Below are 3,269 nucleotides of genomic sequence, written 5' to 3'. Positions count from 1 at the left end.
ATAAAATTTATTCTACTTTTTATTTCTATTGGCTTATTTGGTCAAAATTCGACTCAATTTCAAACACCTTTTGAAAAAGGTAATGGCAATCAATCCACCACGTATCAGGAATGCATTTCTTATTATCAAAATTTAGCCACTACTTTCCCAACTATTCAAATTATTGAAAAAGGACTTACGGACAGTGGAAAACCTTTGCATATTGTTGTGTTTTCAGAAAATAAAAATTTTGATTTTAATCAAAACAAAGCTGTAGTATTAATAAACAATGGCATCCATCCCGGAGAACCGGACGGAATCGATGCGTCCATGCAATTGCTTCGAGATTTTGCCACTTCAAAAATTAAAGTTCCCAAAAACACCTTGGTGGTTGTGATTCCTGTTTATAATATTGGTGGTATGTTGAACAGGAACAGTTCGTCCAGAGCCAATCAAAATGGTCCGGAAGAATACGGTTTCAGAGGAAATGCACGAAATTATGATTTAAATCGGGACTTTGTAAAATCGGACACAAAGAATTCCAGAAGTTTTCAAGAGTTATTTCACAGTGTTCGTCCGGATGTTTTTTTAGACAATCACGTTTCAAACGGTGCTGATTATCAATACACATTTACCTGCATTGCTACGCAACATGAGCGATTGGGTACCAAACTGGGAAATTATTTCATCAACGATTTTTATCCAGACATTGTCAAAAGTATGAATCTGAAGAAGATTGATGTGGTTCCGTATGTCACTGTTCACGGTTCAACTCCGGACAAAGGTTTTGAACAGTTTACGGATACACCCCGATATGCGACCGGTTACACCACTCTTTTCAACACCTTAGGTTTTGTGCCGGAAACTCATATGCTGAAATCTTTTAGTGAGCGAGTGAAAGTTACCTACGAATTCATGGTAAGTGTGATTCAGCATACCGACATGCATTGGGAAAAAATAAAAAAAATTCGAAAAGAAAGTGCCAATGAATACGTTGCAGGAACACAGTATCCGTTAAATTGGACCATTGATTCGAGCAGAGTATCCTATATTGATTTCAAAGGATATGAAGGGGCTACCAAACCAAGTACCATTTCAGGAAAAGACCGATTGTACTATGACAAAAGCAAACCTTTTACAAAGAAAATTCCGTTTTACGGCAATTACAAACCTACGCAATTTTTTACCGTTCCTGAATCTTACATCATTCCACAATCACAATGGCAAATAATTGATTTGTTACGATTGAATCAACTTGTTTTTACACAAATTCAAAAGGACACACTTATTGAAGTAGAATCGTATAAAATTGAAAGCTATCAAACAGCCAAATCACCTTACGAAGGACATTACGGTCATTACAACACGAAAGTTTCGAAAAGTAGTCAGCTATTAAAATTTACCGCAGGTGATTATGTTTTTCCTACCAATCAACCGGGAGTAAAATATTTATTGGAAACTTTAGAACCCGAAGCTGTTGATTCCTATTTCAATTGGAACTTTTTCGACGCTATTTTACAGCAAAAAGAAGGCTATTCTGCTTATGTTTTTGAAGATTTAGCCGCAGAATTATTGCAAAAAGATGCACAACTCAAAGCTGCGTTTGAAGCTAAAAAGGCAGCAGAACCTGAATTTGCTGCTAATGGTCGAGCCCAATTGGATTGGGTATATAAAAATTCAGCGTATTATGAAAAGGCCCATTTGCAGTATCCTGTTTATAAAGTAATAAAATAATGAAATAATGAAATAATGAAATTATGAAATTATGAAAACTAAAAAGTTAGCACTTGCTTTTACGTTCATTGCAGTACTTAGTTCAAATATTGTTGTAGCTAATGACGGTTCCACAGCAAACACTGTAATAACTAATGGAATTAGTTTTGGTACTGCACTAGCAATTGCAATTTCTTACACACATAACAAATCTATTATGTGGGCAATTATTCATGGAATATTTGGATGGTTATACGTAATCTATTTCTATTTCACCAAACAGTAGTAGTTCCATAAACCTACTCAAACAACAACTTGATATTCTCATACGAATTTTTTAAAGCAGCTTGCACTTGGTCGGCTGACTTCCACTCCACTTTATCAATCCCTTCATCGGCTTGAGCTTGAAGAGGTCCTGTATATTTTGTACGCATTTCAAACCAATGCGTGATTTTAAGTTTGTAGCGTCCGTTCCTCTTGAAAATATGGTAAGTTTTGTCTAATTTGTTGACGATGGTCAGGCCTTTCACACCCGTTTCTTCTTCCACTTCTCTGATGGCAGTTTCTTCAATTTCTTCTCCTTTTTCAATCCCACCTTTGGGTAAATCCCATTTATTATTTCTGTAAATGAATAGAACTTCATCTTTTGCATTGTACACCAAACCGCCTCCTGCTTTTTCAACAGGTATTTTTGCTTTCAGTTTTTTCAACATTTCCTTTTCATCGGGATGGTACAAAAAAGCTTTGTCTACTTTATTTTTAAATATTTTGATGATAAGTTCTTTTATATCAATGCTTTCAAGTAAAAACAACTGAAAGTCGGTTTCCTTTTGAACTTCATTTGTCAAAAAAAGTGGTTTGTCGTTCACAAAAACTTTATACATTTGTAGTATGATTTTTAATAAAGATACAGCAAAAAAAACGGCCGAATTGCTTTTACAAATTAATGCAATTAAATTGAATCCGAAAAATCCTTTTACATGGGCTTCCGGATGGAAATCGCCAATCTATTGTGACAACCGTGTAACGTTGTCTTTTCCTCCTATTCGCAATTACATTCGTGAGGAGTTTTCAAAGAACATTGAAAAGCAATATGGTAAGCCGGACGTTATAGCCGGAGTTGCAACCGGAGCTATTGGAATTGGGATGCTTGTTGCCGAATACATGGGACTTCCTTTTGTATACGTTCGACCGGAGGCAAAAAAGCACGGACGACAAAATCAAATTGAAGGTTTTCTACAAAAAGGTCAAAGTGTGGTTGTTGTAGAAGATTTAATCAGCACCGGAGGCAGTAGTTTGCTGGCTGTGGAAGCTTTAAAAGCCGAGGGAGCAATTGTCAAAGGAATGGTTGCTATTTTTACCTATGGTTTTGACATTTCGATAGAAAACTTCAAAAAAGCCAACATTGATTTACATACGTTGAGTAATTACGATAATTTATTAGAATTGGCTGTTGCCAAAAATTATATTTCAGAAGAAGAGCAGCACACTTTACAAGAATGGCGAGTGAGTCCGTCTACTTGGGGGATTGAAGTTTAGGAAGTTGCGGGTTACGAGTTCCGGGTTGTAGGTTGTAG

The 3,269-nt window shown here is 36.0% G+C and carries 4 protein-coding genes; 3 read left to right on the top strand and 1 reads right to left on the bottom strand.

Annotation, left to right across the window (positions count from 1 at the left end):
• Both ACIQ2S_RS12340 and ACIQ2S_RS12335 read left to right on the top strand, forming a co-directional pair.
• On the top strand, positions 1-1,713 hold a 1,713-nt coding region (locus ACIQ2S_RS12340; protein WP_396176428.1), incomplete at its 5' end, for a M14 family zinc carboxypeptidase.
• Positions 1,714-1,744: 31 nt separating this feature from the next.
• A complete protein-coding gene (locus tag ACIQ2S_RS12335; protein ID WP_396176426.1) occupies positions 1,745-1,978 on the top strand; it encodes a hypothetical protein in 234 nt (77 codons plus the stop codon).
• 13 nt (positions 1,979-1,991) lie between these two features.
• Here the strand turns inward: ACIQ2S_RS12335 and ACIQ2S_RS12330 are convergent, their stop codons facing one another.
• Entirely contained in the window at positions 1,992-2,576 is a 585-nt protein-coding gene (locus tag ACIQ2S_RS12330) for an NUDIX hydrolase (RefSeq protein WP_396176424.1), read from the bottom strand.
• Positions 2,577-2,583: 7 nt separating this feature from the next.
• Here ACIQ2S_RS12330 and pyrE point away from each other — a divergent pair, with 7 nt between their 5' ends.
• Positions 2,584-3,231: an orotate phosphoribosyltransferase gene (pyrE, locus tag ACIQ2S_RS12325; RefSeq protein ID WP_396176422.1), complete on the top strand. Its 648-nt coding sequence runs from the start codon at positions 2,584-2,586 to the stop codon at positions 3,229-3,231.
• Positions 3,232-3,269 lie beyond the last annotated feature (38 nt).

Source organism: Flavobacterium sp. (assembly GCF_044371705.1).
In the GTDB taxonomy this organism is placed as follows: domain Bacteria; phylum Bacteroidota; class Bacteroidia; order Flavobacteriales; family Flavobacteriaceae; genus Flavobacterium.
Note: the sequence above shows the minus strand (reverse complement) of the source record. Positions and strands in the feature narration are given on the sequence as shown.

Coding starts and splice junctions, on each gene's coding strand:
- ACIQ2S_RS12335 (WP_396176426.1), top strand. CDS start 1,745: ATGAAAACTAAAAAGTTAGCACTTGCTTTTACGTTCATTGCAGTACTT.
- pyrE (WP_396176422.1), top strand. CDS start 2,584: ATGATTTTTAATAAAGATACAGCAAAAAAAACGGCCGAATTGCTTTTA.
- ACIQ2S_RS12330 (WP_396176424.1), bottom strand. CDS start 2,576: ATGTATAAAGTTTTTGTGAACGACAAACCACTTTTTTTGACAAATGAA.